Origin of the sequence: Bordetella sp. H567, assembly GCF_001704295.1 — a bacterium.
GTDB lineage: Bacteria > Pseudomonadota > Gammaproteobacteria > Burkholderiales > Burkholderiaceae_B > Bordetella_C.
Window position 1 is genome coordinate 2,843,245 of record NZ_CP012334.1, and the last position, 25,440, is coordinate 2,868,684.

General features: G+C 64.5%; 26 protein-coding genes. 12 read left to right on the forward strand and 14 right to left on the reverse strand.

Annotated features, from left to right (window positions below; genetic code table 11):
* Window positions 1-12 precede the first annotated feature (12 nt).
* The gene (locus AKI39_RS12800; protein WP_066636416.1) at window positions 13-1,023 is read left to right on the forward strand and encodes a Bug family tripartite tricarboxylate transporter substrate binding protein; all 1,011 of its coding nucleotides are present in this window, start codon (window positions 13-15) and stop codon (window positions 1,021-1,023) included.
* Between the two features lie 139 nt (window positions 1,024-1,162).
* On the forward strand, window positions 1,163-1,738 hold the full coding sequence (locus AKI39_RS12805) for a TetR/AcrR family transcriptional regulator (protein WP_158515173.1): 576 nt from the start codon (window positions 1,163-1,165) through the stop codon (window positions 1,736-1,738).
* A gap of 131 nt (window positions 1,739-1,869) precedes the next feature.
* Here the strand turns inward: AKI39_RS12805 and AKI39_RS12810 are convergent, their stop codons facing one another.
* Complete coding sequence (locus AKI39_RS12810) at window positions 1,870-2,361, reverse strand: hypothetical protein (RefSeq protein ID WP_066636421.1); 492 nt, start codon at window positions 2,359-2,361, stop codon at window positions 1,870-1,872.
* A 681-nt stretch (window positions 2,362-3,042) separates the two neighbouring features.
* Between AKI39_RS12810 and ppk2 the strand changes: the two genes are divergently transcribed.
* Both ppk2 and AKI39_RS12820 read left to right on the forward strand, forming a co-directional pair.
* Window positions 3,043-3,864 (forward strand): polyphosphate kinase 2, encoded by an 822-nt coding sequence (ppk2, locus tag AKI39_RS12815; RefSeq protein ID WP_066636423.1) that lies wholly within the window; start codon window positions 3,043-3,045, stop codon window positions 3,862-3,864.
* 30 nt (window positions 3,865-3,894) lie between these two features.
* Window positions 3,895-5,592 (forward strand): SulP family inorganic anion transporter, encoded by a 1,698-nt coding sequence (locus AKI39_RS12820; protein ID WP_066636426.1) that lies wholly within the window; start codon window positions 3,895-3,897, stop codon window positions 5,590-5,592.
* 4 nt (window positions 5,593-5,596) lie between these two features.
* On the opposite strand, the gene AKI39_RS12825 is transcribed toward AKI39_RS12820, so the two are convergent.
* Genes AKI39_RS12825 through AKI39_RS12835 form a run of 3 tightly spaced genes read right to left on the reverse strand, consistent with a single transcriptional unit; the run spans window position 5,597 to window position 7,210 of the window.
* Window positions 5,597-6,292: an RNA polymerase sigma factor gene (locus AKI39_RS12825; RefSeq protein ID WP_066636429.1), complete on the reverse strand. Its 696-nt coding sequence runs from the start codon at window positions 6,290-6,292 to the stop codon at window positions 5,597-5,599.
* A gap of 20 nt (window positions 6,293-6,312) precedes the next feature.
* Window positions 6,313-6,690 (reverse strand): cupredoxin domain-containing protein, encoded by a 378-nt coding sequence (locus tag AKI39_RS12830; RefSeq protein WP_066636430.1) that lies wholly within the window; start codon window positions 6,688-6,690, stop codon window positions 6,313-6,315.
* Window positions 6,683-7,210, reverse strand: coding sequence for a DUF4142 domain-containing protein (locus AKI39_RS12835; RefSeq protein ID WP_066636433.1), 528 nt, complete (start codon window positions 7,208-7,210; stop codon window positions 6,683-6,685). Before AKI39_RS12835 ends, AKI39_RS12830 begins: the two co-directional genes overlap by 8 nt.
* A gap of 398 nt (window positions 7,211-7,608) precedes the next feature.
* On the opposite strand from AKI39_RS12835, the gene AKI39_RS12840 reads away from it, so the two are divergent.
* Window positions 7,609-8,025: a GreA/GreB family elongation factor gene (locus AKI39_RS12840; RefSeq protein WP_066636435.1), complete on the forward strand. Its 417-nt coding sequence runs from the start codon at window positions 7,609-7,611 to the stop codon at window positions 8,023-8,025.
* 32 nt (window positions 8,026-8,057) lie between these two features.
* Here the strand turns inward: AKI39_RS12840 and AKI39_RS12845 are convergent, their stop codons facing one another.
* From AKI39_RS12845 to AKI39_RS12880, 8 genes are read right to left on the reverse strand one after another with little or no spacing between them, the layout of a single operon-like run.
* Window positions 8,058-8,567, reverse strand: coding sequence for a MarR family winged helix-turn-helix transcriptional regulator (locus AKI39_RS12845; protein ID WP_066636443.1), 510 nt, complete (start codon window positions 8,565-8,567; stop codon window positions 8,058-8,060).
* 26 nt (window positions 8,568-8,593) lie between these two features.
* Entirely contained in the window at window positions 8,594-9,619 is a 1,026-nt protein-coding gene (locus AKI39_RS12850) for a hydroxymethylglutaryl-CoA lyase (RefSeq protein WP_083228817.1), read from the reverse strand.
* On the reverse strand, window positions 9,616-11,277 hold the full coding sequence (locus tag AKI39_RS12855) for an AMP-binding protein (RefSeq protein ID WP_066636445.1): 1,662 nt from the start codon (window positions 11,275-11,277) through the stop codon (window positions 9,616-9,618). The genes AKI39_RS12850 and AKI39_RS12855 overlap by 4 nt, the downstream gene beginning before the upstream one ends.
* Complete coding sequence (locus AKI39_RS12860) at window positions 11,264-12,043, reverse strand: enoyl-CoA hydratase/isomerase family protein (RefSeq protein ID WP_066636447.1); 780 nt, start codon at window positions 12,041-12,043, stop codon at window positions 11,264-11,266. Before AKI39_RS12860 ends, AKI39_RS12855 begins: the two co-directional genes overlap by 14 nt.
* A 9-nt stretch (window positions 12,044-12,052) precedes the next feature.
* Window positions 12,053-13,024, reverse strand: a complete 972-nt coding sequence (locus tag AKI39_RS12865; protein WP_066636450.1) for a Bug family tripartite tricarboxylate transporter substrate binding protein — start codon at window positions 13,022-13,024, stop codon at window positions 12,053-12,055.
* Window positions 13,025-13,074: 50 nt separating this feature from the next.
* Window positions 13,075-14,271 carry a CaiB/BaiF CoA transferase family protein gene (locus AKI39_RS12870; RefSeq protein ID WP_066636451.1) on the reverse strand — a complete coding sequence of 399 codons (1,197 nt, stop codon included), beginning with the start codon at window positions 14,269-14,271 and terminating at the stop codon, window positions 13,075-13,077.
* A gap of 46 nt (window positions 14,272-14,317) precedes the next feature.
* On the reverse strand, window positions 14,318-15,049 hold the full coding sequence (locus AKI39_RS12875) for an enoyl-CoA hydratase/isomerase family protein (RefSeq protein ID WP_066636459.1): 732 nt from the start codon (window positions 15,047-15,049) through the stop codon (window positions 14,318-14,320).
* Between the two features lie 35 nt (window positions 15,050-15,084).
* The gene (locus AKI39_RS12880; RefSeq protein WP_066636462.1) at window positions 15,085-16,035 is read right to left on the reverse strand and encodes an NAD(P)H-dependent flavin oxidoreductase; all 951 of its coding nucleotides are present in this window, start codon (window positions 16,033-16,035) and stop codon (window positions 15,085-15,087) included.
* A gap of 64 nt (window positions 16,036-16,099) precedes the next feature.
* Here AKI39_RS12880 and AKI39_RS12885 point away from each other — a divergent pair, with 64 nt between their 5' ends.
* The 3 genes from AKI39_RS12885 to AKI39_RS12895 all read left to right on the forward strand — a co-directional run bounded on the left by AKI39_RS12885 (window position 16,100) and on the right by AKI39_RS12895 (window position 18,753).
* Entirely contained in the window at window positions 16,100-17,353 is a 1,254-nt protein-coding gene (locus tag AKI39_RS12885; protein ID WP_083228818.1) for a CaiB/BaiF CoA transferase family protein, read from the forward strand.
* 30 nt (window positions 17,354-17,383) lie between these two features.
* A complete protein-coding gene (locus AKI39_RS12890) occupies window positions 17,384-18,361 on the forward strand; it encodes a Bug family tripartite tricarboxylate transporter substrate binding protein (protein WP_066636464.1) in 978 nt (325 codons plus the stop codon).
* A 140-nt stretch (window positions 18,362-18,501) separates the two neighbouring features.
* Complete coding sequence (locus AKI39_RS12895; RefSeq protein ID WP_066636466.1) at window positions 18,502-18,753, forward strand: CsbD family protein; 252 nt, start codon at window positions 18,502-18,504, stop codon at window positions 18,751-18,753.
* A gap of 16 nt (window positions 18,754-18,769) precedes the next feature.
* Here AKI39_RS12895 and AKI39_RS12900 read toward each other — a convergent pair whose 3' ends face one another.
* Window positions 18,770-19,678, reverse strand: coding sequence for an IclR family transcriptional regulator (locus AKI39_RS12900; RefSeq protein ID WP_145925265.1), 909 nt, complete (start codon window positions 19,676-19,678; stop codon window positions 18,770-18,772).
* Window positions 19,679-19,804: 126 nt separating this feature from the next.
* Between AKI39_RS12900 and AKI39_RS12905 the strand changes: the two genes are divergently transcribed.
* Window positions 19,805-20,779, forward strand: a complete 975-nt coding sequence (locus AKI39_RS12905; protein ID WP_145925266.1) for a Bug family tripartite tricarboxylate transporter substrate binding protein — start codon at window positions 19,805-19,807, stop codon at window positions 20,777-20,779.
* A gap of 4 nt (window positions 20,780-20,783) precedes the next feature.
* On the opposite strand, the gene AKI39_RS12910 is transcribed toward AKI39_RS12905, so the two are convergent.
* Window positions 20,784-21,869 (reverse strand): amidohydrolase family protein, encoded by a 1,086-nt coding sequence (locus AKI39_RS12910; RefSeq protein ID WP_158515174.1) that lies wholly within the window; start codon window positions 21,867-21,869, stop codon window positions 20,784-20,786.
* A 553-nt stretch (window positions 21,870-22,422) separates the two neighbouring features.
* On the opposite strand from AKI39_RS12910, the gene AKI39_RS12915 reads away from it, so the two are divergent.
* From AKI39_RS12915 to AKI39_RS12925, 3 genes are all read left to right on the forward strand, one after another.
* Window positions 22,423-23,220 (forward strand): tripartite tricarboxylate transporter substrate binding protein, encoded by a 798-nt coding sequence (locus AKI39_RS12915; RefSeq protein WP_158515175.1) that lies wholly within the window; start codon window positions 22,423-22,425, stop codon window positions 23,218-23,220.
* The gene (locus AKI39_RS12920; RefSeq protein WP_066636477.1) at window positions 23,217-23,681 is read left to right on the forward strand and encodes a nuclear transport factor 2 family protein; all 465 of its coding nucleotides are present in this window, start codon (window positions 23,217-23,219) and stop codon (window positions 23,679-23,681) included. The genes AKI39_RS12915 and AKI39_RS12920 overlap by 4 nt, the downstream gene beginning before the upstream one ends.
* Window positions 23,682-23,872: 191 nt before the next feature.
* On the forward strand, window positions 23,873-25,432 hold the full coding sequence (locus tag AKI39_RS12925; RefSeq protein WP_145925267.1) for a hypothetical protein: 1,560 nt from the start codon (window positions 23,873-23,875) through the stop codon (window positions 25,430-25,432).
* Window positions 25,433-25,440: the final 8 nt, after the last annotated feature.

Consider the following 25,440-nt stretch of genomic DNA (forward strand, 5'->3'; position numbering starts at 1 on the left):
AGGAGACACGCTATGCGAGCTTTTTTGAAAGCCAGGGACTGGCTATTGCTAGGCGCGCTGGCCCTGGGCGCCGCGTCCGTCGCAGGCGCCCAAGCCCAATCCCAAGTCCAGGGCAAGGCTTCGGCAGCGGACTACCCGAGCAGGCCCATCACCATCGTGGTGCCATTCGGGGCCGGCACCACCACAGACCAGACCGGTCGATTCCTGGCCAAGCACATCACGGACGCCACCAAACAGCCCGTGATCGTGCAGAACATGCCTGGCGCCGAGGGTTTCATCGGCATACAGCATGTGTTGCGACAGCCGGCGGACGGCTACACCATCGTCATCGGGTCCAATACGACCCACGCCGCGAATCTCAGCCTGTTCAAAAAGCTGCCCTACGATCCCGTGAACGACTTCGTTCCCATCTCGGGCATCATCATCGGCGGCGTGACGCTGGTCGTGGCGCCCAATTCGCCCTACAACAATGTGCAGGACCTGGTCGCGGACGCCAGGAAGCATCCCGGCAAGCTGTCGTTCGGCTGGGGCAATTCGTCGTCCCGCTCCGGCGGCGAGGTGCTGAAGGAGTTGACCGGCATCAACATCCTGTCGGTGCCGTACAAGGCGCTGACGATGGCCATTACCGATCTGATCGGCGGGCAGATCACCATGGTGTTCGGCGACGCGCCCGCGGTGATGCCCCTGGTGCGCGCCGGCAAGCTCAAGGCCCTGGGCGTGTCGACGACATCCCGCATGCCCGGCTATGAAGATATCCCGACGATCGCCGAACAGGGCATCAAGGGCTACCAGGCGAGCGGCTGGCTCGCGGCCTTCGCGCCCAAGGGCACACCGCCCGAAGTTGTCGCCAAGCTGAACTCCCTTATCGTGCCCATCATGAAATCGCCGGAGGCCGCGCAGTTCTTTGGCCAGAACGCCTGGAAGCCCTTCCCGGGCACGCCGCAGGACCTCGCGCAATTCCAGCAGACCGAGATCAAGCGCTGGGCCGATCTGGTGAAATCAGCCGGCATCGAGCCGCAGTAGGCCACGCTTTGAATCGGCGCGGTCCGTCGGATCGGGGCCGCGCCGTTTGCAGCTATCATATGCCACCGGCGCAACGCCCTTGCCTTCTTCGTCCATGGCAGAGAAAAAAACCGCTCCGAAAAAACGCGGCCGGCCGGCCGTGCACCGTACACCGCGCAAGGAAGAAATCCTGGAAACGGCAGCGCGGCTTTTCGCAGACGAAGGCTACAACTCGGTTTCCTTGCAAGACATCGCGGACGCGGTCGGTTTGTCCAAGACGGCGCTGTATCACTACTTCGATCGCAAGGAAACGATACTCGGCACCATCGTCGTGTCGACGGTAAGGGAGCTGAGCGAGTCCGTCGAGCAGGCCGTGGCCGCGCACCAGTCGCCGCAAGACCGGCTGATGGCCTTCCTGGAGGCGCAGGCGCAGTTCTTCGAGCAGCACCAGGCCTCATTCCAGGTATTGCTGACCCGCTTCGCCAACCTGCGTGAGCCCAGCATGCGCGACATCGCCATCGAATGGCGGGTCAATTACGAGAACACCATCCGTAATATCGTGCACGAGGGCGTGGCTGCCGGTGTCTTTCATGCCGACAGCCCCAACGCGGTGGTCCGAGTGGTGATTTCCTCGGTGTACTGGCTGGCCCGCTGGTATCGTCCTTCGGGCAAACAGACCGCGAGCGAAATCGCGCGCGAATACGCGCACATCATCCTGCACGGTATCGTCAGGTAGCTCGTTGGCGTCGTGAGTCCTCCACGCGGCAATACAGCCAGGTGCATGGCACGCTTCATGTCAGCCCACTCGGGCGCGACCTCGTACAGTGGCACCCCACCGAAGAGACCGAACACGCAGCGTGACAGCCGCTAACGATCGCCACCAAGGAACAGCTTGTCGCAGTAGCCGCCTTGCAGGTAGGAAGACACGATGGTCTTTTGGGCGTCGGTGATGAAGGTCATGATGCACGTTTCGCCTTGTTGGGTGTAATAACCCGTTGGCGCGGTATTTTCCTGGTAGATCGGGGTCTGGCCTTGGCCGCCACCGGCAGGAAGCATCCCGACCAGCGTGCTGCCTGTCGACGCCGTTCCGGTCTGGACGAAGCGCTGGCGCTGGGTAGAGCCGTATCGGCTCCAGGCGTGCGCGTAGCGGGGGTTTTGTGGGGTGCCGATGTTGGGATAGGTGGCCGAACCGCCCTGGTGATCTTCGGGGCCGAACCGCGAGGTGACCTCGTTCAGGTTATGACCGACCATACTTTTCGCGTAGCGGTCCATCTGGTTGGCGGGCGGGTGGTAGACGCAACCGCCTAGCAGGACAAAACCCAGGGTGGCGGAACAGGCGAACGGGGTACGGCGGATCATGGAGTTGTTTCGCGAAGCTCGAAAGTGTGAATTCTATTTCCCGGGCTGCCGGACAGAAACCCTCATCAGCGAAGAAAATGTAACTACGGCTGCTCTCAAGTTAGGTGAGGTTTTAGCAGCAAGATCTCAACTTAGGTGACCAGTCGATCCCGATGCCAAAGAACGAACGCCCCTAACCCGTCGAACTCGCTGTCGTGCGAGTTTTCAGCTTCGGCGCAGTTCGACAGCCGCGATACGGGCGCGGTTTTCCCAGAAGTGGGTAGGTAGGGACAGGAACAAAATTACGCACAAAGCGGGAACAAATTTACGCAAACCGTCGGCAGCACGACGGGTTCAAAATCATTCACCGGGTCGTACGGCAGGGTTTTGTACAGCCATTTGTTGACGGCGTGGGTGCTGACGGACCCCATCAGCAGCATATAGCCGTCCGCCGGCGCCCTGGCGCACGGCCGCCACGATGCCGAGGGCACGCGACGTACGGCGTCTTGCTACGGGTAAGCCAGATATGAGCCCCATCACAGCCGATATATAGTCACATGTAGCGGCAGTACTCGGCTCTCCCTCCAATCTTGTCGGCGCATTGGGCCCCGGGGGCGCGACGGGCGCCTGCCGGCGCGGCGCGGGCCTGATACGTGAACGGCCTACGGCGCCGCGCGACACGGATCTTCTGGGGAGCCCATCATGAACGATCCAAAGAAGGCGTCTAAGGCAGACCGGGCGCCCGCGCCCAAAGGGCTGTCGGGCAAGCAATACGACCAGGAGTTGGCGCAGCTGCACGTGGAACTGGTCAAGCTTCAGGAATGGGTCGTACAGACAGGCGCCAAGATCTGCATCCTGTTTGAAGGGCGTGACGGCGCCGGCAAGGGCGGAACGATCAAGGCGATCACCGAGCGCGTCAGCCCCCGGGTATTCCGCGTCGTCGCCCTGCCCGCACCCAATGATCGCGAAAAAACGCAGATGTACGTGCAACGCTACCTGCCGCATCTACCCGCGGCCGGCGAAGTCGTGATTTTTGATCGCAGCTGGTACAACCGTGCGGGTGTCGAGCGCGTCATGGGGTTCTGTACGCCGGAACAGGTGGAGTCTTTCCTGAAGGTCGTGCCGCTGGTCGAGCGGGCGATCATCAGTTCCGGCGTCATCCTGCTCAAATACTGGCTGGAAGTCAGTGCCGACGAGCAGACGCGCAGGCTGGAGGCGCGTATCAATGACGAGCGGAAAGTCTGGAAGCTTACGAAGATGGACCTGAAGTCGTATAGCCGCTGGTATGACTACTCGCGGGCACGGGACGCCATGTTCCGGGCCGCCGACACCGAGTTGTCGCCATGGTTCGTGGCGCAATCCGACGACAAGAAGCGTGTGCGCCTGAACATCATCAGCCACCTTCTATCGAGCATCCCGTACAAGGCCATGCCCAGGCACAAGGTCAAGCTGCCCAAGCGACAAAAGCCCGGCGACTACCGTGAACCGGACTATGCGTTCAGGTTCATCCCCCAGAAGTTCTGAAAACAGACGTGCCGACGTGGGGTCGATTCCATGGTCCGCGATACATCAAGTCGCTCTGCCGATGGCCCGCGTATTCCGCTGCCGGAATGGATACGCCATTACCGGAAAGCCTGGGCCAAGCCCGACCTGGTCGCCGGGCTGACGGCGGCGACCGTCGTCATTCCCAAGGCGCTCGCCTACGCCACCGTGGCGGGATTGCCCGTGCAGGTGGGCCTGTACACGGCGTTCCTGCCGATGGCGATCTACGCGCTGTTCGGCACATCCAGGACGCTCAGTGTCAGCACGACCACGACGCTTGCCATCCTGACGGCGACCGCGATCGATCGCGCCGCGCCCGGCGGCGATGCCGCGGCCCTCGTGGCCGCCACGGCCACGCTGACGATGTTGGTCGGGATCGCGCTGGTACTGGCTTCGTTCCTGCGGCTGGGGTTCCTGGCCAACTTCATTTCCGAGCCCGTGCTGATCGGGTTCAAGGCTGGTATCGCGATCGTCATCGTCGTCGATCAGATACCAAAGCTGCTGGGTATCCACATTCCGAAAAGCGCATTTCTGTCCAATGTGATGGCGATCGGCCAGGGCATTCCGCAGGCCTCCGTGCCGACTTTCCTCGTGGGCGTGATCACGTTTGGCGCCCTCCTCGCTGTGACGCGATTCCTGCCGCGCGTCCCCGCCGCGCTCTTGATCGTGGCAGGCGCAATCGCCGGCTCCGCCCTGCTGCACCTTCCGGATCACGGCGTCGAAACCGTGGGCTACGTCCCGATCGGTTTGCCGTCCTTGACCTTGCCCGAGCTGGCGCTTGTCGGGCAGCTCTGGCCGATAGCCCTGGGCATCGCGCTGATGAGTTTCACCGAGACCATCGCGGCCGGCCGCGCGTTCCTGCGAGACCGCGCGCCATCGCCCGATGCCAATCGGGAATTGCTGGCCACGGGCTTCGCGAATGCGGGCGGCGCGCTGTTCGGCGCCATGCCCGCCGGCGGCGGAACCAGCCAGACCGCCGTGAACTTCCACGCCGGCGTATGCACCCAGGCGGCGGAATTGGTCACTGCCACGGTCTCGCTTGGCGTGATGATGCTCTTGGCGCCGCTGATTGGCCTGATGCCGCACGCGACATTGGCGGCGGTGGTCATCGTGTATTCGGTCGGCCTGTTCAGCCCGGCGGACTTCCGCGCCATCGTCAGCGTGCGACGGATGGAGTTGGTATGGGCACTGGTGGCGCTGGGCGGCGTTGTGCTGCTAGGCACGCTGCAAGGAATATTCGTCGCCATCATCGTTTCACTTGCATCCCTTGCCTATCAGGTCTCGAACCCTCCCGTACACGTGCTGCGGCGCAAGCCGAATACGCAGATATTCCGCCCCGAATCCGCGGCGCATGCCGGCGACGAGGCTTTCCCGGGCATGTTGTTGCTGCGGCCGGAAGGACGGATCTTCTTTGCCAATGCGGACAACATCGGGCAGAAAATGCGTCAGTTGATCGACGCGGCCAATCCCAGGGTTGTGGTGCTCGACCTTGGCGGCGTATTCGATATCGAGTACACGGCGCTGAGGATGATGAACGATGCGGAGAAAAAATTGCATGACGCCGGCGTAACGCTGTGGATGGTGGGCCTTAACCCCGGCGTGCTGGAAATGGTAAGGAGGTCGCCATTGGGTAGAACGCTGGGCCGCGAGCGCTTGCTTTACACCCTTGACGAGGCGGTAGCCAAGTACCAGGCATCGGTTCATGTGTAAGCGTTCAGGGTAGCGTGTTTCCACCGAACACCCGCGCGAGCGTTGCCGCGACGATACGGTCGCAGTTGTCGCCATCGAACTCGAACAAGTCCTGCGCGGTCAGGTCCATGTCGCGGGACAGCAGTTCACGCAACAAAGCGTTGGCGCGGAAATGCCGGCTGCGAACCGTCGCTTCCGGTATGCAGAGGCAGGCCGCCGTTTCCTCCACGGTCATTTCCTCCACGGAGCGCAACATGAATACCGTGCGATAGGCCTCCGGCAGCTGATCCAGCCGGGCCTCCAGCAAGGCGCGCAGCTCGGTGCGCGCGGCGGCGTGGTACGGTGGATTCGAATCGGCACTGGCCATCGCATCCGCCTCCCTTTCGATATCAGCGGCAATGGGAACCAGCCTGTCGCGGCGTTCGTACTTGCGCAGCCGGCCAAAGCACTCGTTTAACAGCAGCCGCGACAACCATGTGAAAAGCGACGATTCCCCACGGAACTTGTCCATGGATCGATAAGCCTGAAAATACGCTTCCTGCAGCGCGTCTTCGGCTTCCATATCACTGCGCAGTGTCCCGCGCGCGAGCCGGTAAAGCCGGCGGTTATGGCGGCGCATCATCAGCTCGAAGGCCGCGGCATCGCCGCCCGCGATGCGACGGGCCAGCGCCAGGTCGTCCCCCGCGGCAAGCGGATCGGCGCCTGCGGTTGCAATGGTCATGGCATGGCCCCCCTGCTCCGTTACCGTACGACCACTGTCCCCAGCATCCCAGGATGGAACTGGCATGTATAGGGATAGCTGCCGGGCTTGTCGGCAGTGTACGTCCACGATGCACCAGGCGCGATGCTGTGGGAATCGAAGGCGCCGAAGGTGGAGGTGACCGTGTGGGGAACCAGGTCCTTGTTCACCCATTCGATACGCTCGCCGGGCTTGGCCTCCAGCGTGGCGGGGACGAATTGCATGCCCTCCAGGGTGACGACATGCGTGGTCGCCGTCGCGTGGCCATCATCATGGGCAAGGGCGCTGCGCGGCAAGAGGGTCCACACAAGGGCCAGCAGGCTCGCAAGCAGCCACGCCCGGGCTGGCGTTCGCCTTGCGGGGATACGAGGTTCAGCCATTGCCCAGCTGCGCCTGGAGGTGTTTGGCATGCTCCAGATGGGCCATGAACGCGGGGCGCACCTTGATCAGCAGGGCCTTGAGCTCGGCGTTCTGCGCATTCGGGATCAAGGTCGTATCGAGCGCCTGGATGACGGCTTCGTGGTAGGCCACTTCATGCGTAACATAGGCCTTGTCGAAGGCCGACCCGCTCAGGGTTTTCAACTGCGCCATATTCTTGTCGCCACCCTGCTGCAGCCCCTGGCTGGTCGGGTTCGCTTCGGGCTTGACGCCCAATTTCTGGACGAGCTCTCCGGCCGCTTTGTTGACCGCGCCGTGGTCGGTCACCATCTGCTGTGCGAAGTCCTTCACGGCCTTGGATTTGGTCTTGGACTGCGCCAGCTTCCCGGCATCGATGTCCACCTGGTTGGCCGCCACGACGATCGCCGCTATCTGCGGGTCCGTCGGTGCCGCCGATTGCGCCAGCGCGGCGCCGGCCGCCAGGGCGAGGGACAGAGACAAACAGGCATGTATCGCTTTCATTCGAATCTCCGAGCATGAGGGGGGCGCGGCGTTGCCCGCGCGCAGGCGGAATTCCGCCTGGCACGTACTTAGATGTCACATGCGGAGTTCGCGTTTCAGGAAAATCCGCCTACGAAATTGGACGCTTGGTCGCGGACAACCTACAATGGCCGCCATGACTTCCAGGCATGCCGTGCACGTTCTCATCGCTGGCGCCGGCCCGCTACAGCGGACCAGGCTGGCGTGCGCCTGCCCGCCCCAACCCCATAAGACCGGACCGGCCGCGGCTTTTGCCGCACATGCTTGAGCCCGGCGACCCGCAGCACCCTTCCCCAAGCGCATTCCTCCAGGTCGTCGGGCCCCGCCCGCGCAAAGCCGTGCCGCACCGCCGTGCGGCGCACGACCTTACGGAGCGATCCATGCACGCCCCCCTCCATGAACGCATACTCACCGAACTCGACCATGCCCGTCTCGCGGGCCTGTTGACGCGGCTGACCGCTCGCGGCTACGTCGAAGCCAGCCATGACGCGCACGATTTGCTCGACACGACACCCATCCTGCCCGGCCGGGCAGTTCCGCCGGATATCGTCACGATGCGTACGCGCATCCGTTTGCGTGACGATGCGGGCCAGGAACGTGCGCTCAGGCTGGTCTATCCCGCCGAGGCCGATGCGGGTCACGGCGATATCTCCGTGCTGTCCCCACTGGGCCTGAGCCTGATCGGTTGCCGTATGGGCCAGACGATCCAATGGCAAGGGCCGGACCGCGTGGTGCACCGCGGCACCGTCGCGGAGATCCTGTACCAGCCCGAAGCCGCCGGCGACTACGGCACGTAAACCGTCGGCCCCGTGGCGAGAGCCACGGCCCCCTATCTTCCGCGCCCGCCTGTCTCGCGCGACTTCGCCAGGGTTTTCTGCGCATGGACGGTCAGCACGTCGAGCGCGCGATCCAATACCGCGCGCTCTTCCTCGCTGAGCACCGACAGCAGTTCCTCGTTGCGCTTGACCGCGCGGGGAAATACTTTGCGGTAGAGCGCCTTTCCCTGCGGCGTCAGGCTCAGCTGCACGCCGCGGCCGTCGCTCTCGTCCGAATCCCGCTGCAGCAGGCCGCGTTCGATCATGTCGGACACCGTGCGGCTGGCCTGGCTCTTGTCCAGATTGACTTCCCGTGCCAGGCCCTGCAAGGACATCGGCGCGTAGGCCCCCAACATGCCGACGATGCGCCATTCGCGCGGATCCAGGCCGAACTCGCGCTGGTTGGTTTCGGCGGCGAGACGGCTCCAGGTACTGGCAAGGATATTCAGGCGAAAGGAAACCAGTTCCTTGAAATTACGCGCGCGCGCGTTCGCCGCCTGGGACGACGGGGCTTCAGCTGACATTTTCGTTCGAGTAGCGGGTTCGATGCTCATGGTTGGCCGAGTCTAATATCTGTGGCGGTACGCAAGGGATTGAGGCCGCTGCGGGCCACCCTTCCCTGCAGCGTTCTGCCCAGGGCCTCTTCACAGGCCTGTACGGTGGACAGCAGCCTGTCCAGGTCGATGCCTGTGTTAACCCCCATGTTCTCGAAGAGATCCACCAGGTCCTCCGTGCAGACGTTGCCGGTATGGCCGCCGCCGTAGCGGACCTTGGCCGGATGGCCGCCCACGCCGCCGAAGGCGCAGTCGAAATGCCGCACGCCCGCCTCCAGGGCGGCGACGTAATTGGCCAGGCCGGTGCCGCGCGTATCGTGAAAATGCGCGACGGGCACGACGTCCGGGTACTCCGCCATCATGCGGCGAAACAGCGCGCGCGTGCTCACCGGCGTCGCGGTCCCCGTCGTGTCGCCTAACGTCACGTGGCGTACGCCGGCCTCGCGCATGCGGCCCACGTCCTCGATCACCGCCGCCGGGTCCACCTTGCCTTCGAAGGGGCACCCGAAGGCCATGGAGATCGTGCCGATCAGCCGGAAGCGGCCCGCGGCCGCCACGGCCATCTGCCCGATGTTGACCCACTGATCCGCCCGGCCGCGGGCCAGGTTCTTCATGGAGTGAGATTCCGTGGCGGAGACCAGCAGGCTGATTTCGTTGGCGCCGAAGCCGGCCTGGGCATCGGCCAGGGCGCGTTCGACCGCGCGCACGTTGGCGCAGGTGGCCTTGTAGAAGACGCCGGGACGGCGCGGCAGCGTGCGCAGCATGTCGGTCGCGTCAGCGAACTGCGGCACCACCTTGGGGTTGCTGTACGAGGTGGCTTCCACCCGGGCGAAGCCGATATCCGCGAAGCGCTGCACCAGCGCCACCTTGGTGGCGGTCGGCAGGAAATCCGGTTCATGCTGCAAGCCGTCGCGGGCGAAGCATTCGCACAGCACGACGGCGCGGCCGTCCTGTTCCAGCGCAGACGTCCGGGAGTCCCCTTCGCGGGCGGCATCCGCGTTGCCACTATTGCCTTCATTCATGAGGCCACCGTATCACGTTCGATTTTCCAGAGCTTGACCGCGTATTCCCGCAGTTTGTTCTTTTGCACCTTGCTGCTGCCCGTCATGCCGATGTTCTCGAAGGTGTCCACCAGGGCCATATAGCGCGGCACCTTGAAGTTGGCGCAGCGCGCCCGGCACCAGGCGATGAGTTCCTCGCAGTTGCTCTGCTGTCCCGGCTTCAGCAGGATGAAGGCGCCCGCCACCTCGCCCAGGCGCGCGTCCGGTACGCCGATCACCTGCGCCATCTGCACCGCAGGATGGCCATGCAGGACTTCCTCCACTTCGGCCGGGGCGACGTTCTCTCCCCCGACGCGGAACATGTCCTTGAGCCGTCCCACCATGCGCGTGCGGCCGTCCGCGCGCTGCTCGCCCATGTCGCCGGTACGCAGCCAGCCATCCGCGGTAAAGGCGCGAGCCGTCGCTTCCGGCAGGTTGTAGTAGCCACGCATGACGTTCCAGCCGCGCACCTGGATTTCACCCTGGCCCGTGCCCGGCGCGATGGCGGCGCCGGTATCCGGATCCGCCAGGCGCACCTGGACGCCCGGATGAGGCAGCATGAAGCCGTCGCGACGCAGTTCGAAGGGGTCGTCCCGGTCGCTGACCAGCACGTTGGGCGAAGCCTCGGATTGGCCATAGGCATTGCAGATATGCGGCACGCGCATGACATCGCGGATCTTCTGCATGACTTCCGGCCCGGCCGCCGCCCATCCGCCTTTCAGGTGGATGCGTTCGGGATCGAAGTCGGCGTGCCCCATCATCATCAGGAAAATCGTGTCGTTGCCCGAGGTCAGCGTGCAGCGCTCCGTTTCCAGGACGTCCAGCGTCTGCTTGACGTCGAACCTGGGCAGGCTCAGCAGGCAGCAACCCGTCACCAAGGTGACCAGCACGGACAAGGTGCTGCCCGCGACATGATAGAAAGGCCGGATGCTGAAGTAGCGGTCTTCGGGCGTCACGCCCAGGCGCCGCGCCACGGCGGCCGCGTCGCCGAGCATGTTGTGATGGCTGAGCATCACGCCCTTGGGGAAGGAGGTCGTGCCCGAGGTGTACTGGATCAACAGGACATCCCGCGGCGTAACAGCGTCGGCGAGGCTGTCCAGCTCCTGGTCCGAAACGCCCTTGCCGGCTGACAGGAATTCCTCCAAGGTCTGCAATCCCTGCGGGGCTCTGCCCTCGCCCACCATGACGGCGGCACGCAAGCGGGCAAGCGCATCGCCGGGCAAGCCGCGATCGATGGCGGGTTCCGCCTGTCGCAGCAGCCCGGTAAAGTCTATGCCCAGGAAATTATCGGCATACAGCAGCAGTTTGACATCGGCCTGCTTCAGGCAGAACTGCAATTCTTCGATCTTGAAGCGAGTGTTCACGGGAACGGTGACGGCGCCGATGGAGGCGCAGGCAAAGAAAGCCGCGATCCACAGGCCCGAATTACCCAGCATCAGCCCTACGTGGTCGCCCTTGCCGATGCCTGCCCTGTGCAGCGCGGCCGCCAGGCGCCGGCTCTCCTGGCGCAGGGCAGTCCAGCTGAGGCGTTCGCCTGGTCCGACATAGGCCTCCTGATTCGATCGCTCGCGTTCAGTCGCTTTCAGGACCTGCGCCAGCGTCGCCGGGACGGGTACGCCATCATCGTCAAGAAGCCGCATCGCCCTTCTCCTTCTTGCCGAAGGCCGAGATCGCCTTCTGCCAGTCGCTGTGCCGCAGGTTGCGCTGGATGGCCAGCAGCTCGATCGCCATGGCGCCTTCGCGCGTGGTATCCAGCCCGTCGTCGATGCTTTGCTTGGTCAACCGGACCGTAAGCGGATTGGCTGCCGCGATGCGCTGGGCCAGGTCCATGACGGCGGCCTCGAATTCAGGCGGCGCGTACACATGGTTCACCAGCCCTAGCTGGAGCGCCTCCTGCGCGTCCACCGTCCTGCCGGTAAAAAGCAATTCCTTGGCCATGCGGCGGCCGACGATGCGCGGCAAGCGCTGGGTCGCGCCGACCGTCCCCCACCCGACCTCCGGATACTTGAAGGCCGCCTGCGCGGTGGCCAGGACGAAGTCGCAGGCGGCCGCGATTTCGCAACCGGAGCCAAAAGCCGCGCCGTGCACGGCGGCAATCAGGGGCTTGGACAAGGCCTCGAGCGCGGCGTAGGCGGTAAAGCCGTCCACGCGCCGCGCCACCATGTCGGCCGCACTCATGCCCTGCCGCTCCTTCAAGTCCGCGCCGGCGCAAAACGCCACGCCGCGGGCGCGCAGGACGACCACCCGCACGGCTTCGTTTTCTTCCAGGGCCTCGCAGGCCGCGGTGATCTCGTGGCACATGCGCAGGTTCAGCGCATTGCGGCTGTCGGGACGATTCAGCCAGAGGGTGGCGATCCCGCCTTCCAGTTCCAGCTGCAGTGTGTCGAATACGGGTAGCGTGCTCATTCCTGTCCTTCAGTCTTGTAGTTTCATGCCGGTCGCCTTCACCAGCGCGGCAAGCTGCTCGCCGTCGGCGCGGATATAGTCGGTGGCCTGCTGCTTTTGCTGCGGCATCGCGATGGCGTTCTGGGCCGCCAGGATCTTCTTGAATTCCGGCCGTTCCTGCACCGTCTTCAAGGCCTGCGCCAGCTTGTCGACGACGGCGGCGGGCGTGCCCGCGGGCACGGCCAGGCTGTACCAGCTGCCCGACACCATGTCGGAAAGGCCGGCTTCCGCGAAGGTCGGCACGTCAGGCAAGTCCGGCGAGCGCTCCTTGTTGGCGTACGCCAGCGCGCGCAGCTTCCCGGCTTTGATAAACGGCAAAACAGCCGAGATGTTCAGCAGCCCGACGGCCACGGTACCCGCCACCATGTCGTTCACCGCGGGCGCCGCGCCTTTGTAGGGCACATGGACCAGGTCCACCTTGGCGTAGTACTTGAACATTTCCGCCGCGATATGCGGAGAGCTTCCCATGCCGGCCGACGCGTAGTTCAGTTTCCCGGGCTGCGACCTGGCCAGGGCGATGAATTCCTTCAGGTTGTGCGCCGGGACGGACGGGTGGACGGTGAGGATGTTCGGCACGTTCGCCACCATGCCGACGAACTCGAAGTCCTCGATGCCTTTATAGGGCACCTTGGTGGCCGCCGGCGTGACGGTGTGCGCGGCGGCCGTTCCCAGCAGCAAGGTGTAGCCGTCCGGCGCGGCCTTGGCCACATAGGCCGTGCCTATGCTGGCCCCGCCGCCGGGTTTGTTTTCGACGATGACGGATTGCCCCAGAACTTCGCCCAGCTCCTTGGCGAGCGCACGGCCCAGCAGATCGGCCGGGCCGCCAACCGCATAGGGATTGATCAACACCAGGGGATGCGAAGGATAGGCGTCGGCAGCCATGGCCCTGGGCAGCATCATGCAAAGCGCCAGGGCGAGCAGGATGCGGCGTAGCGTGTTCATGTCGTGTCTCCTCTATGGTTATCGGCTCGCGATGTAGCGCGCGACGCGAGCTAGACCGCGCCCGCGCCGCGCAGTCGCGCGATGGCGGCATCGTCCAGGCCCAGTTTTTCGCGCAGCACTTCATCGGTATGCTCGCCCAGCAGCGGTGGACGGCCCACTTGCGGATCGTCCATGCCGTCAAAGCGCAAAGGCACGCGCAGTCCCGGGAAACGCCCGATCAGCGGATGCTCGAAGTCCACCACCATGCCCCGCGCGGCGACGTGTTCGTTGGCGAGCACTTCGTCCACCTGCAGGATGGGGCCGGCCGGCACGCCCGCCGCATCGCAGCGGCGGCATAGTTCGTCGCGGTCCAGGCGGCGTATCGCCTGCTGCAGGCCGGCCATGATCTCTTCGCGCCGCGCCAGGCGGTCGGCATTGCGCGCCAGGGATGGATCCGCGCCCCAGGCTTCCAGGCCAAGCAGGTTGCACAAGGGCGCCCAGTGCTGGTCGCTGCCGGTGATCTGCACCCACTTGCCGTCCGCGCAGATGAACGCGGCCGACGGGATGCGGCCGGGATGCTCCGTACCCAGGCGTTCGGGCACTTCGCGCAAGGTAAACCACCGGGCGGCCGCGAGCGACAACAAGCCAACCTGCCCGTCGTACATCGAAAAGTCGACATGGCAGCCGTGGCCGGTCTTCTCGCGTCCCGCCAAGGCGGACAGGATGGCGATGCAAACCCAGAGACCGGAACTGAGATCCGCCACCGGCAGACCCGGCTTGACCGGGCCGCCGCCCCGTTCTCCCGTCAAGCTCATGATGCCGCCCATGGCCTGGAATACCGTGTCGTAGCCCTTGCGCCTGGCGTACGGGCCCGTCATGCCGAAGCCGGTACAGCTGACATGGACGATACGGCTGTTCAGGCCGGACATCGCCGCATAGTCCAGTCCGTACTTCTTCATCGTCCCGACCGGAAAGTTCTCCAGCAGGACGTCGGCCTTCGCGGCCAGCCGGCGAACGACATCCTGGCCTTCCGGCGAACGCAGGTTCACCGTAATGGACCGCTTGCTGCGGTTGAAGGCCATGTAGTAGGCCGATACCTTGCCGGCATCGCCCTGTACCACGGGTTCGAAATCCCGCGTTTCATCGCCGGTGCCCGGCTGCTCGACCTTGATGACCTCGGCCCCCAGCTCGGCCAGGATCATGGACGCGAAGGGGCAAGCGAGCACGCGCGACAAATCCAGGATGCTGATGCCTTCCAAGGGTCTCATGGCTGCGCCCCCTTATCGTCGCGCGCGGACTCGCCCAGGGATGGAATCATGCCCGCTCCTTGCGAAAGCCGCGCATCATGACGTTGGCGTCGCGGCCGACTTCGAGCGCCTGGCCCAAGCCCAGGTCCGCCGCGCGATGGAATGCGCGCTTGGTCGTGGCCATGGCGATGGGGCTCCAGCCCGCCACCTTGGCGGCCAGTTCCAAGGCCGTATCCAATACCTGGTCATCGGGCACGACACGGTTGCACAGCCCCCATGCCTTGGCGGCATGGCCATCCAGGGGCTCGGCCAGGGCGACCAGCTCGAAGGCTTGCTTGCGGCCCAGCTGGCGAACCAGGTTGGCCATGACCACCGCGGCCACGATCCCGTGCTTCAGCTCGGGATACCCGTAGCGCACGGTTTCCGACATCACGCACATATCGCAGGCGATGGCCAGGCCGGCGCCGCCGCCCAGCGCGTTGCCCCGCACGGCCGAAATCACCGGCTTGTTCATTTGCGAGAACACCAGGTGCAGGCTGGTGGTCAAGTCCGCCCGGGCGCTGACTGCTTGCGGGTCCTGCGGGGTCAGCGCGGAAAACTCGGTGGTATCGGCGCCCGCGCAAAAGGACTTGCCGGCGCCGGTCAGGACGACCGCGTTGATACCGGCCGCCCGGTCCGCATCGCGCAGGCCGTCCAGCAGCTCCTGGGTCAGGCGCGTATTCAGCGCATTGTGCTTTTCGGGCCGGTTCAGGGTCAGGATACGGACCGCGCCGCGGTCTTCAATGAGCAGGTGTTCCATATGGGTTCGTCGATTCGTCTCGGGTGTCTTGAAAATCAGCCAGCCATCGTGTGCAGCCGGCCGGTCGCCTCGGCCAGCTCGCGCACCAGCCGGTCCATGACGGCGGCGGCGGGCTCGATGCGCGAGATCAGCCCGGCCGACTGGCCCAGCTCCACCCTGCCCCACTCGACGTCGCCGTCCAGCGCCGCCTGCTTCAGCGTGCTTTTCTTGAACAGGGCCAGGTATTCCTCCTGCCCCAATTGATCGCGTTCGGCGTCGAAGATCGCGCGGGCGAAGGCGTTGCGCAAACCGCGTATGGGCAGGTCGCGGCGGCCGACCAGGGCGGTGTCGTGGACGTCCGCGGCCAGGACGGCGGCCTTGTAGTTGGCATGCACGGTGGCTTCCTCCGTCAGCAGGAAGCGGGTGCCCAGCTGCACGGCGTCGGCGCCCAACGCCAGCAAGGCGGCGATTCCCCAGCCGTCCGCCACGCCGCCGCTGGCGATGACGGGAATGGACACTTCCTGCAGGACACGCCGTACCGTGACCAAGGTGGTGACTTCGCTGGCCGGCGGGTGCCCGCCGGCCTCCGTGCCCACGACCACCAGTGCGTCGACACCCGCTGCGGCGGCTTTCCTGGCGTGTTCCAGCGTGGCCACGACCTGTATCCACGTCGCGCCGATATCGCGGAACCGCGCCAGATGCGCCTTGGGACTTCCCTGCGAGGCGATCACCACCGGCACGCGGCGGCTATGCATGGCGTCCAGGATCTCGGCCGCGCCCGGGCGGTATAGCGGAATATTCACGGCGTAGGGCTTGCGGGTGGCGTCGGCCAGTTCGCCCAGCACGCGTCCGAAATCCTCGGGCCGCAGCGGCCCCGCGGCCAGCACGCCCAGCCCGCCCGCGTTGGAGACCGCCGCCGGCAGCGCCGCGCAGGACGAAGCCCAGCTCATCCCCGCCTGCACGATGGGATGGTCGATGCCCAGCATAGTGGTGATTCGTGTGCGCATGGTTAAGGATATGGTTCAAAGTAGTTGATAAACTAAACTATCTAGTGGACGAAATCAACTATCCATGACTGACACGCAGACAGCGGCCACATCGGCCGACATGGCGATGCCCTTGGCCGGCATCCGGGTGGTGGACCTGACCTCGGCCGTGGTGGGCCCTTATTGCACCCAGGTGCTGGCGGACTACGGCGCCGAGGTCATCAAGGTGGAGGAGAAGTCGGGCGATGTCATCCGCTGGATCTCCGGGCGGTCCAGAACCCCCGGCATGTCCGGCAAGTTCATGCATATGAACCGCAACAAGCGCAGCATTTCCCTGGACCTGAAGCAGCCGGGCGGCCGCGAGGCGCTGCTGACACTGGTGGACACCGCGGACGTGTTCCTGCACAACATGCGCAACGCGGCGGTAAGCCGTCTGGGCGTGGACGCGGATACGCTCATGGCCCGCCGCCCCAACCTGCTTTACTGCGGCATTGCGGGCTTCGGCAGCGACGGCCGATATGCCGGCCGGCCCGCATACGATTCCATCCTCCAGGGCGGCACCGCCTTGGCCAGCCTGTTGTCGGGGGCGGACGGCGAGCCGCGCTACGTGCCCTATGTCGTCATCGACCGGACCGCGGCCCTGATGGTGGCGCACGCCATCCTTGCCGCGCTTTTCGCCCGCGAGCGTGACGGGCGCGGCCGCGTGATCGAAGTGCCGATGTTCGAGAGCTATGCCGGACTGCTGCTGAGCGAACACCTGTACGGCCACAGTTTCGAGCCGCCCACGGACCGCCTGGGCGATCGTCGCCTGCTGGACGCCAACGCCCGGCCCGTGCGCACCCGCGATGGCCATGTGTGCATCACGACCAACACCGATGCCCAGGTGAACAAATTCTTTACCGCGCTGGGGCGCCCCGATCTGGCGGCCGATGCGCGCTTCGCCACGTCGCTATCGCGGATCGACCATATCGCCGAATTCTTCGCCATCCGCGCCGAGCTGCTGGCGCAACGCGACACGGATGACGTGGTGGAGCTGCTCTTGGCGCACGACATCCCCTGCATGCCCTGCCACACGCTGGAGTCGCTATTGGCCGATCCGCATCTGGCCGACGTTGGCCTGGTGTACCGGGGACAGCATCCGACACAGGGCGAGATACGGGAGATCCGGCCGGCCATCCGCATGACGGGCTTCGAGCCGGCCGTGCGCCTGCCGGCCCCCCACATCGGCGAGCACACCCGTGCCGTCCTGGCCGAACTCGGCTACGCGCCCGAGCGGATAGTCGAATTGTTCGGCTGCGGAGCCGCCTACACCGCCCCCGACGCGCCATCGCACCCATAAATACACATACACCCATACGGAGACACCCCCATGATCGACCTTCAGCGCCGCCGGCTCCTGGCCACTGCCGCCCTGGCGACCGTCATCCCCGTTGCGCGCGCCCAGGCCGGCTTTCCGGATCATCCACCGCGCCTGATCGTCGGTTTCGCGCCTGGCGGCGGCAGCGATTTCATCGCCCGCGCCCTGGCCTCGGAAATCGCCGGCCCCTTGGGCCAGCCGCTGATCGTCGAGAACCGCCCTGGCGCGGGCGGCGCCATCGCGGCGCGCGCGGCGGCCTCCAGCCCGCCCAACGGCTACACGCTGTTCCTGGGCAGCGCGGCGACGTTCGTCATCAACCCCGTGCTGATGACCGGCCTGCCCTACGATGCCGAAAAGGACTTCGTGCCGGTGGGATCGGTGGCGCGCTTCGACTATGTACTGATGACGCGTCCCAACCTGCCTTACAAAACGGTGGCCGACCTGATCGCGCACGCGAAACAGAAGCCGGGCGAGCTGACCATAGGCTCGGCCGGCAATGGTTCCAACACCCACCTGGCCGTCGCGGCCTTCCAGCAGGCCGCGGGCATACAGCTTCGCCACATCCCCTACAAGGGCACCACGCCCGCCCTGACGGACCTGGCGGGCGGCAACATCGATTTGCTGTTCGACTCCGTGCCCACGGTGCTCAGCCTGGTCAAATCCGGCAAGGTCAGAGGACTGGCCACGACCGGCAACACCAGGGAAACCCTGCTGCCGGACCTGCCTACGGTGAGCGAAGCCGGCGTGCCGGACTTCACCGCGAGCAACTGGTTCGCCGTCTTCGCCCCGGCCCATACACCGCCTGACGTCGTCATGCGCATCAACGCCGCCATGCACAGGGCGCTGACCGGCGAGGCGCTGCGCGCGCAATTGACGTCCACGGGCAATGTCCCCCTACCCGGCAGCCCACAGGATCTGCAGACCCTGGTGAACGAGGAGCGTGCCTCCTATACAAAACTCATCAAATCGTCAGGCATCAAGATTGACTGAGCGCCTAGTCTTCCATGCGCCGCCGCAAGCCCTCATGGACCGGCACGGGCATTGCTGTAGCACAGGCGGGTGCCCTGGCGCCGCGCCATTCCCGCGCGGCCCGGGCTTTCTGCCGAATCGGCTGGACTAGGAGAACCGCGATGCTGGAAAAGACTGAAGGAACCGCACAGAAATGGGCTGGCAAGGCGCAAGACGCCATTGGCGAAATGGCCGGCGATGCCGGCACCCAGCTCAAGGGCAAGGCCCGCGAGTTGGCCGGCCGCACCCAGGAGTCCTATGGGGACGCATTGAATATGGTGCGTGAATGCGCCTCGAATAACCCGCTGGCTACCGTCGCAGTGGCCGTCGGCGCCGGGGTTCTGCTGGGCGCCCTGCTTTCGTCGCGGCGCTGACGCGTTGCAACTTGAATCAGTGCTTACCCGCGAGCGCATTGCTGATGCGTCTCGCGGATTGCAGCAGCAATGGCACAAGCTCCTTCTTCGCGCGCGCGACGCTCCAGCGCGGCGACGGAACGGCGATGTTGATGGCGGCGACGATCTCGCCGTCCCGATTGAACACCGGCGCGGCCAGCGAGATGTCGCCAATGAACGCTTCCTGGTCGTTCACGGTGTATCCGTCTCGTTTGACCCGCGCCAGGATGGCGCGCAACGCATCCGGGTCGGTGACGGTATGCGGCGTCATGGGTTTGCGCGGTCCGGCCAACAGGCGATCGGCATGCTCCGCAGGCAGCCATGTAAGAAAGGCGCGGCCTGCCGCCGTGCAAAACACGGGTAGTCTCGACCCCACATGCAAATCGACGCTTACCGCGTGGCTGCTGGGGAAGCGCAGCACATAAACTATCTCGCTTCCGTCCAGCTCCATCAGGTTGACGGTTTCCTGCGTGGCCTGGTTCAAGGCGCGAAGATGCGGTTCGGCGGCCTCTCGAACCAGATGCGTCGCCAGCGCGCTATGGCCAAACTCCAACAGGCGCGAGGACAGCACGTAGGCCCGTGTCCGCGGATCCTGACGCAGGTATCCCAGCACCCGCAGGGTGTGCGTGAGGCGTTGCGCCGCGCTTTTCTCCAGGCCGGATAGCCGGGTCAGCTCCTTCAGGCTCAACGGCCGCTGCGCCCCGTTGAAGGCTTCGAGGACAAGGAAGCATTTCGCGACCGAGTTGACGAACAGGTGATCCACGGGCTCGCCGTCGGTTTGCTCCGCGATTACTTTCCCGTAACTGCGCGCCATGGTTGGACTATCCCCCGCTCTGCCTGCACAGGCCGGTGCTGTCCATGTCTGCCTGAGTGGCGGGACCGAGGCCGGCATAGAGAGGTCGTCCACGCAGGCCTGGAAACCCCGTATTGGATTGCAATATGCGCTATTGTGATTCGATATTCTAAGGATATAGGCTTGCGGCAGGCAAGGTCGGGCACCGTGCCGCGCTCCAAAGCCTACAAGGGGAACATCGTGTTTGAAAACTTATTCAAGCTGGTGCTGATGGCGGGTCTGTCCGTGGTCACGAGCGCGGCGACGGCCGCGGAAACGTATCCGGCGCGGCCCGTACGCATGGTGGTGGCCTATCCCGCGGGCGGCACTACCGATATCGCCGCCCGCATACTGGCCAAGGCGCTGAGCGAGCGCATGAAGGGCAGTTTTGTCGTGGAAAACCGCGCCGGCGGCGGCGGCGTGATCGGCGCGGGGATGGTGGTTAACTCGCCGCCCGATGGCTACACCCTGCTTTTCGCTGCTTCGCCCGAGCTGTCGATCGCCAAGGCGACAAAGAAGGACGTGCCGTACGACGCCGAGAAGGATTTCGCACCGGTCGCCATGATCGGGCAAGTGCCGTTCGTGCTGGTCGTGAGCAAGGATTTCCCGCCCAACACTGTGCGGGAATTGATCGCCTACGCCAAGGCGCATCCCGGGGCGGTCAATTTCTCGTCTTACGGCAGCGGCACATCCAACCATCTTGCGGCGGAGCGGCTGAATCTGCAGGCGGGCATCAAGATGACACATGTGCCTTATCGCGGCAGCGCACCTTCGCTGACGGACCTGATGGGGGGCCAGATCCAGGTTACGCTGGACGCCGTTCCGGCGGTTCTCCCGCTGATCCAGTCGGGCAAGGTCAAGGCGCTGGCGATAGCGACACCCCAACGTTCGGCGCTGCTGCCCGATGTCCCGACCATGACGGAAAGCGGTCTGCCCGGATTCGTCGGCGGCACCTGGTTCGCCCTGGTGGCGCCCAAGGGCACGCCCGCCGCGGTGGTACAGGTCTTGTCGCAAGCGACCATTGCGTCATTGAACGATCCGGCCCTGAAGAAGGACCTCGAAATGCGCGGCCTGGTCCTTGACCCTCAGCCGCCGGAATACCTGGCCAGATTCCTGGCCGCCGAATCGGCGAAGTCGCAGCAGGTCGTCACCAGGATCGGCTTGCAGCCGCAATAAGCGCTCATGCATCGGTGACCTGGTCGCCGGTGCGCTTGTCGCTGATGATCTTGCCATTTTTTATGACGAGCTCCAGCGTGCGCACATTGTTGATATCTTTCAGCGGATCGTCTTTCACCACGATCATGTCGGCCGTCTTGCCGACCTCGATAGTGCCCAGTTCGTCACCGACGCCGCAGATGGCGGCGCCATGCCTGGTTGCCGCCTGCAGCGTTTGCCACGGCGACGCGCCGTTTCTGGTCCACAAGCCCATTTCCAGAAGCGCCGCATCCTTCAATGGCCGGATATCGGAGCCCAAGGCCATTTTCACCCCCGCCTTGAGCGCCTTCTGGAACCACTCGGCGTGCACGGGCGCGGCCGCCTCCGCGCGGCAGCATAGCGCATGGGACCAGCCACGGCCGGTGGCGAACATCGACTCCCATCTATTCGTGGCCTGACTCGGTGTCAATTGGCTGATGGCCAGCGTCGGCACCAGCCAGACATCGTGCTTGAGCAGCAGTTCGATACATTCGTCGTCCATGATGTATCCATGCTCGATACTGTGCGCGCCCAGTCGTATCGCCTCCTTGACGACGCCCGGATGCGTTGCGTGCGCCATGATCTTGAAGCCGCGGGTTTTGCAGATATCAAAGGCCGCCCGAAGCTCTTCGTCCAGGTAGAAGGACTGCGTGTGCAGATCCCATTTGGGGCCAATGATCCCCCCGGACAAGTTCAACTTGATATGGTCGACGCCGTTTTTTATCCCCTCTCGTATTGCCTTGACGAAACCATAGGGCCCATCGCATTCAAGCGCGTGGCCGGAAGTGAGAAAGTGTCCGCCCGTCGTGGTCAGGAAATAGCCGGCGGCGAACAAGCGCGGACCGACGAACTGGCCCGAATCGAAGGCATTGCGCCATGCCACGTCCATGTAGTTGTGCGAGCCGGCGCATCGAAACCCCATGATGCCGGAGTCGAACATTGCCGATCGCAGCCTATGCCCGAACAATGCCGTTTGATCCGGCAAGGGCATCGTGGAAAGGGGATGGTAGTCTGGGTGTATGTGTACATCCCATAGCCCGGGCAGCAGGAAGGAACCTTCCAGGTCGGTCACGACATCCTGGTCCGCGGGTGTGAACGAATCGGTCTGCGATACCTGTGCGATCTTGCCCTCCTCTACCACCACCACGCCATGCGGCCTGGGTTCGGGATTGACGCAATCGATGATCGTGGCGTTCTTGAATACGGTTCGCATGGCGGGATTCTTCCAGCTTGGAGGTAATGACCTTGGGATGGATCTGCGCATTGTGTCGCGGCATTGATTATTGACCCGCAACCCGCGGCTCGCCAATAGCCATGCCGGCAAATCCGGCGCGACGTTGCAGATAAACATGTGCCCTGGATCAATTGACGTATTTCCGGGGGGTGCCGTATTGCATTGTGATAAGCGCCATTGCCCGGCCCGCTACGCTGCAAGTAAATTGTCCTGCTTCATTCGACAAACAAAGCATCAAGGGGATCAAATGAGATGTCGTTGGATGTGCGCCCTCATCACGGCGTGTTTGTCTTTGTGCGTCTCCGCCAGCCACGCTGCGGGTTATCCCGAACGTCCCATCACCATCGTCGTGCCATGGCCTCCCGGCGGGTTGACGGACAACCTTGGCCGAATGTTGGCGCAGAAGCTCACCTTGCGATTGGGCGTATCCGTCATCGTCGAGAATCGGCCCGGTGCCTCGGGTTTGATCGGCGCGGAATATGTCATGCGCGCGGCACCGGACGGCTACACGCTGGTGGTCACGTCGTCGGACAGCACCGTGAAGATGCTGCAAGCGCCCAACGCCGACCCCGTTGGCCAATTCACGTCCGTTGCGATGCTGGCGTCGGTGCCTGTCGCGCTGGCCGTGGGCCCCAAGTTCAAGGGAACCACGCTCAAGGACTACGTCGATGCCGCGAAGAAAAATCCTGGGGCGATCTCCTATGCATCGCTCGGGGAAGGAGGCGCCACCAACTACGGCATGGAAGCCTTCGCCAGGCAGGCGGGCATGCGCCTGATGCATATCCCTTACAAAGGAACGGCACCCGCCTTGACCGATCTGCTGAGCGGGCAGGTCGACTCCACCTTGCTTAGCGTGCAGACCCTGCGTCCTTACTTCCAGAACGGCCGGCTGCGCGGTCTGGCGGCCACGGGCCGCGAGAGGTCGGCAGCCGTTCCGGACCTGCCCACGTTCGCCGAACAGGGCTATCCGAATTTCGAGATGTCCCTCTGGTATGGGATCAATGGTCCCAAGGGCATGCGGGAAGACGTCGTGCACAAGCTGAACGAGGCGATCCGTGCATCGCTCGCCGAGCCGGATTTCCGGAAGATGCTCCAGGAAGCCGCCGCCGAAACGCTGGCTGGATCACCACAGGACATGGACGAATTCATCAAGACGCAGGTGGTGCGGTGGAAGGAGATGATGAAGTGACGGACCAGGCCGCCATCCAGGACCTCATCCTGCAGAATGCGCTCAAGGAGCTCGTCGTTGACTATTGGCGCGACGTCGATGCCAACGACGCAACCCGGGCGCTGGAGTATTACACCGAAGATTGCGTCTATCTGATGTGCGGCCACCGCATGGAAGGCCGCGCCGCAATCGGCGCGTACTACGAATATCGACGCCGGCGAGGCACGCCGCGCCTGGTGCGGCATCTCGTTGCCAATCTGCGCGCTCGCGCGGCTGGCGCGGATCGAGGCGTCGTCGAAGGATCCATGGTCGTCTACGCCGACGATGGACGGCCCGTATTGCCGTCGGCGCCTCCGATCCTGGTGGCGGATATTTCGGCGGACTGCGTACGCGGCATCGACACGAAGTGGCGATTCCAGCTGTTCAAGATCGTGCCGCTGTTTCAGGGAGGCGCGGATATGCTGGTCCCCCCTGCCGCCTGACCCCGCACTAGCCGCAACACTTTTTGCGCGCGTCGTGCCGTGGACATGCCGCCGGATGTAGTCCGAAGGTGGAAGCTACGCCCTCCGGAGGTGTCCGATCGGCCTAGAAACGGATCTAGGCCAGTAACGCCGCCATATCATTGACACCAGTCAGACCAAATAGAACACGTTTTGGAAGAGTTGGAGGAAATATGGCGATCCAATCTCTCATGCCGCCCCAGGACATCACGTGGACGCGCATGGCGTTTTCCCCGGACATGGTGGACACCAACTTCGGCGACATGGCGTTCAGCCCGAAGTGGCGCTCCTCGCTGGCGGTCTACTACTACGTCGTGCCGGAAGAAGAGACGGCCGACACCTATCCCAACTCCCGGCTGGTCTATCTGCGCCTGACCTGCAGCCTGACCGGCTGGAATCCATCGGAGGCGCTGCGCAACGCCCAGACGCAGGCGCAGCAAGCCGGCAACTGGGATGACCTGCAACGCACCCTGTGGGAAACGATCATCGCCAGCGGCTGGGCCGAGCAGTATTGGCCCTGCCTGGGCGCGATCATGCAGATCGCCGTCTACCCGCATAACGCCGACGGCGTGGCACCGGACGACTATCCCTACTTCCTGGACTTCGAGCCCAAGAAGCGCGAACTCTACGAGACCGTGACCGAGGGATCGGAGATGCTGTCCGCGTCCGCAAACACGACCAGCATCACCAAGGGCAATAGCTCCACCAACAGCCTGGAGATCGGCGCGAGCGCCGGCTTCAGCGTGGGCCCGTTCGGGGCGTCCGGAAGCGTCACGTCGACCTGGGCCGACACCACGGTGAACCAGAACACCACCGATACCTCGCGCGAAGCCCGCGAGACGCTCAGCCGTACCACCTCCACCAGCCAGATGTACCAGCTTTTCAACGGCTATCACCTGGGCACCAACCGTGCACTGTTCGTCGTCGCGCCGCGGCCGCACACCGTATCGAACTCGGCCCAGACGGAATTCAATCTTATCGACGGCGAGCGCAACCTGGAGGGCATCCAGGATGTCTTCCTGGTGGTTCACATGCCGCGCGCGCTGGACGGGTTGTGCATCCAGGCGGGCCTCGATACCGGCCATCAGGCGCCCGCGGTCGTGCCGTACTTCCTGGTCTCCTCCATGCAGAGACCCAACACCGGCAATGGGAACTGGCCGCCGCCGGATCCCCTGCCGCCCACGCCGCCCGTACCCCCGACGCCAACGACGCCGTGGAAACAGCTGGTGGTCACGCGGCGCATCATCCAGAGCTGCGGGACTTTCGACGCCAACGGGAACCTGGCGCTGGAGCAGCTGCGCGAGCCGCTTCGTCCCCCCGTGGTGACCGGGGAGTTCTCGCTGCCCGACCGCGCCACGGTCGCATTGGCGCGCACGCAAAGCGGCTCGACCTCGCAGGAGGTACGCGCGCAAAGCCAGCGCGACCTGAATGTCGCCCAGAGCCAGGTCAGGCGCCAGATGCTGAACAACATCTCGTCGGGAAACTATCAACCCAGGCCCTTCGAGCAGACCGGCGTCTTCCGCTCGCTGGTGGCCGGCATCGCCATGCAGGCCAACATTTCGCTGGCCGATGTCGCCAGCAAGGGCTTCCTGGACGCGGCCCACCTGCCCGACCTGCAACGCGCGAAAATCACGACGCTCTCGCAACTCTTCGCCACGACAGCCACGGACGCCACGGCGGGGGTGGCCCGCCAGGATGTCCTCGACCGCTTCCTGAAGACCACCAAGAACTGAGCAGCGGC